The sequence below is a fragment of the Geobacillus sp. Manikaran-105 genome (assembly GCF_002809955.1).
GTDB classification, from domain to species: Bacteria; Bacillota; Bacilli; order Bacillales; family Anoxybacillaceae; genus Geobacillus; species Geobacillus thermophilus.
Genome location: NZ_PIJG01000089.1, coordinates 1 through 4,802, shown reverse-complemented (window position 1 = coordinate 4,802; position 4,802 = coordinate 1). Strand labels below are relative to the sequence as shown.

Genomic DNA, 4,802 nt, shown 5'->3' with positions numbered 1-4,802 from the left:
TTGATGTGATCAAAAAACAGCTCCGTATCGCGTAAGGGGTACCCTGTTTGTCTCTCTAACCATGGAAATTATTGTAATGAAAAATGCTCATCTACAGTTGATGAGTAGAATCATTGGGTCTCCCCTGCCTGTATTGATTCGAACACTGAATGTTTCATGAAAACAATGAATGGTTTAAAAGTATAAAACCGCTTTTTCATGAACCGACTAAAGTCTTCAATCACTCCAGTAGACTGAAGGTTATTGACAAAATATTTTTTTACCATTAAAATTTATTTTGATGAACAAAAAGGTGGTGGATCCATGTTCTCTATATTATCTGATCATCGTCTATATTTACGCATGTGGCTGTCTCAAGTCATATCCTATTTGGGCGACGGCATAACAAGGGTAGCGCTCATTTACCTCATCGGAAAGTCATCCAGCCATTCTTTGCTCATCGGAATGGTTATATTCGTCCAATTGTTCCCAACTGCTGTCTTGAGCTTAGTATTCGGTCCTCTTGTTGATCGATTTTCTAAGCGGCGGCTGATGGTGTTCTCTGACCTGTATCGAATGATCATCGTTCTTTGCATGGCTGCCTTTGCACACTCCCCCATCATCTTGCTCGTTTTGTTGGGATTGCATGGGATCGGGACAGCGCTATTTGTACCTGCCCAATCTTCCATCGTTCCGTCCATTATCCCAAAGGAACGAATTCCAGAGGCGATTGCGCTATCAAATGGAACAGCATCGGCTATGCAAATAATTGCACCGGCCATTGGGGGACTTTTTCTTTTAAGTGAACGATACGATATCAATTTTATGGTTAACGCCGCTACATTTCTCCTTTCGGCCATTTTGATTTGGAGCATCAAGTTTAAAGAATACCTTCATCATAAGCAGAAAAAGAGCGGTTATTGGCTGGATGCTTTGACTGGATACCGAGACATTTTTCTGTTACCTATCTTGCGTTTTTTCTTATTCATGATGATTCCATTATCCTTCGTGATCGGTATTTTGAATACAAATCTTGTCAGCGCTTTATTGCATCATTTTCATGTCTCTCCTTCTCACTTCGGTTTTCTGGAGGCAAGCATAGGGGTGGGAGCGATTTTAGGTTCTTTACTTGGACCAAAGTTGCTTCAAACCATCCCAGCTAATCGATTATTATGGATAGGAATGATGCTTATTGGCGTATGGATGGCGGGTATTGTGCCTTTGAACGTGTTCGTCCATAATTGGGGGGATTTTCCTCTCTATACTTGGTGTACTATGGTAGGAGTATTGAATGCGTTGGTGAATGTGCCGATTAATAGTTTGTTTATCTCTATTGTGCCGCAAGAATTAAGAGGTAGCGGTTCTGCTTTAATGACGACGTTCTCCAATTTTCCCATAATGCTAGGAATCATGATAGGCGGTTGGTATGCCGATGTGATCGGAAGTGTTTACGCAACCGCAACGAGCGGCATCTTGCTCGTACTGACAACTTGTACTTATCCACTCTTCCAAGGATATCGACAATTGAGCCAAGTTGCATTCAACACAGAAAGGAGTAGCATAGAAGGATGAAAGAATTAAGTGATTTGGAATTGGCCAAAATCTTGATTAACCCAAAACGAAACAAAATTTTGGACTTAACGAAAAACGAAGCCTTAACGGTGAAGGAACTAGCGAAAAAATTAAATGAAAAACCATCGAGGCTATACTATCATGTCAAAAAGTTAGAGGAATACGGCTTATTAGAGGTTGCAGGCGAAAAGCAGGTCGGAAATTTAATTGAAAAATCCTATCGTAGAAATAACGACATCGATACAAATGTGATGCTGAATGAAAAAATGATGTCAGAAAGCAAATCAGAGCTCATGAAAGAATTAAAAAATACTGTTTATACAGGGCTCTCGTTATTGGAAAAAGAATTGGAGGAAAACAAGCAATTAAACCAATATCAACATCATGTGGAACTAAGCATCTCTTACCATCATATGACCGGAGAGGAATGGCTGCACACCCATCATCATCTCTTTCATCAGTTGGGAGGGAACAATCGGGAATTACCCTCTAAAGTGAAAGAAGCCTTAAAAGAAGAAGATCGTTTCAAACGAGGAAAGTATGTGTTTGTGTTGTTAAGTTACAAAATTGAGGACGAGGAATAACCGACTCATGGAATGACTGTGTTTGGCAAGTAAAAAATACACAATATGGCGGTGAATTTGTGCACAACCTTGCCAGTTCCCGTATTTTATCGGTTCTTTTTAGATAGAGCGTGCCGCAATCGATAACTTTCCCCCGTAAAGGTGAGAATATGGGCATGGTGCACCAATCGGTCAATGATGGCGGCCGTTAAACGCTTATCCCCAAATATGGTGTTCCATTGTCCAAATTCCAAGTTCGATGTGACAATAATGCTCGTCTGTTCGTAACACTCGGCAATTAAACTGAACAACAATTCTGCCCCATCTTTATGAAACGGAATAAATCCTAGTTCATCTAACTCACATTTCGCACCTTAACAGAGTCCAAACAAAGGATTTTTTATTTAGTTTTTCAGAATAACTTTTTGACCAACACGACGAGCGATGGCAATCCTTTTTTTACCATCGCTAGTCGTTCCGTATCACGTTACACGTAGATGCTCTCATCCATGCCCAATCCCTGCAGAATCCTTCGCTGGTCCGGGTTGAGGGGGCGATCGAGTGCGCGTTGGATGCGCCCGTCTGGCAGCTCCAGCAGGATGACGTTCACATATTGAAACAGCTGAAAAATCGCCTGTCCCGTTGGCCGTGTCAACTTGCGGCCTCCCGCGCCCTTTAACGGGTGTTCGGGTGTGATGAACTGGCGCACCCGGCGCTGAAAAACGCGGTAAATCGCTAGGGCCAACAGAAACAAATAGCCCAATGCGGCGACCCGTTCCGGTTTTTTGACGTAAATCTCATCTGTGAAAAACGGATCTTTCAAAAACGCGAAGTTCATTTCCACCGAGATTTGCCCTTTATACAGCTTCAAGATTTCTTGGGCATCCATGGGTTGGCCCTTCCATTCCTTCGGAACGGTCGTGACGAGAACAAACCGGGACGCTTTCCGTCTTGCCTGTTCCCATGTCGGTTGGTTGAATTCGACGTTTAGGTGAAGGGTGTACAGCGTCTCCGTCTCGGGCTCCGCCCCTTTTTTGGCCGTCCGCGCCGTTTTTTCGGACGCACGATCTCTTTGACCGCGGCGTTGACCCGATGAAACCGGGGGCGAAGGGACGCCTTGAGGGATGTCAAGGCTTGTTCGGCGTCTTCCCGGCAGGAGAAGGGATGGCGCTCCCAACGCTCTTGTTCCTCGCGAAGAAGCTCCGCTTCTTTCGCCCGCTCTTTTTCGAGCGTTTTTCCTTTGCGCTGGTCGAGCGCGCTCGATTCGACGACGATCAGCCGAACCGAGTGGCCTTCATAGGTCGAGGCCGTTTCCCATACCCGATGCGTGGCGCCGTTTCTCTCCGCTAGGGTAAAGGGTTTACTCCACGTGATGTGAGGCGAATCGGCCTCCGCGAGCGCCTGTTTCACGATCCGGAGCGATGAAGGGCCTCTGGTGATCAAAAAGGCGTTGGCGGCTTTCGTCTGCGCCAAGGTGTCTTTTGTCATCGCGGCGGAATCGGCCACGTAAATCCATTCGTCGTCGAGGTGGGCTTGCTTCAGCTGTTCATGGACACGGGACAGCACCTCGGGATTCCATGTTTTATCAGACAGGTTGCCGTCGTGCACATCGCCGTAAAACGGGATGCCATCCTCGTTGCCGACCAGTCCGAAGCCGATCTGTTTTTGCCAATGCTGATGGCGGTTGTAGCCATGTGTGATCTGCAGAGCCTCTAACGAGGCCGATTCATAGGCTCTGTAAACCGTCTTGTCTGTCGTATCGGCGTGAAAGGCTCGGAGGGAAAGGCCTTCTTTGTGATAAATGTGAATCAAGCAAGTGCTGATGACCTTGTGAATATCGGCCTCATACAAGCGGTCGAGATGACGGGCCAAGGCATCGTCGTTCAACCAGGAAGGATGGAGACCGGGACGAATGAGTTTCTCTAGATCGATCTCCTGAGCCCATCGTTCTAAGTGAACAAGGGCTTGCCGGCCGTCAAATAGATTGTAAAGGATGGCCTGAACGGCATCGCTGACTCGCGTTTGGCACTGTGGATCGACGGGCACAGGATGGTCAATCAAGTGGGGGAGGTCCAGTTTTTTGACTAGAACACTTATTATATTCAAATAATCATTACGATAGACCCCTTTGACTTTCACATTCATGAGAGAAAAACTCCTTTACGTTCCTTGTGTGTCAAGGATTCATTCGACATCGGAATGAAAAAATCCTCCCGATTTTCGTCGGGAGGGTGCGAAATGTGAGGCGGAACAAAAAAATCCTCTCGATTTTTGCCGAGAGGGTGCGAAATGTGAGTTCTCAAAAAGACTTTTCCAGACTTTTTGAGAACAAAATAAGCATTATCATTATTCTGACTACAAAGATCAAATTGTTTGACTACGAGCAACTACATCTCAGGTTTATAATTATATTCTTTTCTGTCAAATCAGCCACTTTTTTCCTCTTGATCAATTTCATTTATCTCACCTCCTTTCAGGCATAAAGATGACTAATCAAGGTGTGCGTATTTTCACGGAAAAGATCCATGGGCAACGTTTTGCCCTCCACCCGGGCATGAAAATGACCAATCCAAGCACGTGCATTTTCACGGAAAAGATCCATGAGCAATTTTTGCTCTCCACCCGGGCATGAAAATCCCCCTTTTCTTCCCATAATGAAGAATAGGCGCAAACAGTTCAACAGGACGT

At 45.3% G+C, this 4,802-nt stretch carries 3 protein-coding genes and 2 pseudogenes; 2 read left to right on the top strand and 3 right to left on the bottom strand.

The features are described from left to right. The first annotated feature begins 243 nt into the window (after window positions 1-243). Window positions 244-1,551, top strand: coding sequence for an MFS transporter (locus tag CV945_RS16245; protein ID WP_128721765.1), 1,308 nt, complete (start codon window positions 244-246; stop codon window positions 1,549-1,551). Continuing rightward, window positions 1,548-2,135, top strand: coding sequence for a winged helix-turn-helix domain-containing protein (locus CV945_RS16240; protein ID WP_021322671.1), 588 nt, complete (start codon window positions 1,548-1,550; stop codon window positions 2,133-2,135). Before CV945_RS16245 ends, CV945_RS16240 begins: the two co-directional genes overlap by 4 nt. An 86-nt stretch (window positions 2,136-2,221) precedes the next feature. On the opposite strand, the pseudogene CV945_RS16235 reads toward CV945_RS16240, so the two are convergent. From CV945_RS16235 to CV945_RS17685, 3 genes and pseudogenes are all read right to left on the bottom strand, one after another. Then, window positions 2,222-2,473: pseudogene (locus tag CV945_RS16235) on the bottom strand (ATP-binding protein); the annotation flags it as partial. Between the two features lie 128 nt (window positions 2,474-2,601). After that, window positions 2,602-4,259: pseudogene (locus tag CV945_RS16230) on the bottom strand (IS1634 family transposase). 328 nt (window positions 4,260-4,587) lie between these two features. Next, on the bottom strand, window positions 4,588-4,802 hold a 215-nt coding region (locus CV945_RS17685; RefSeq protein WP_232722281.1), incomplete at its 5' end, for a hypothetical protein.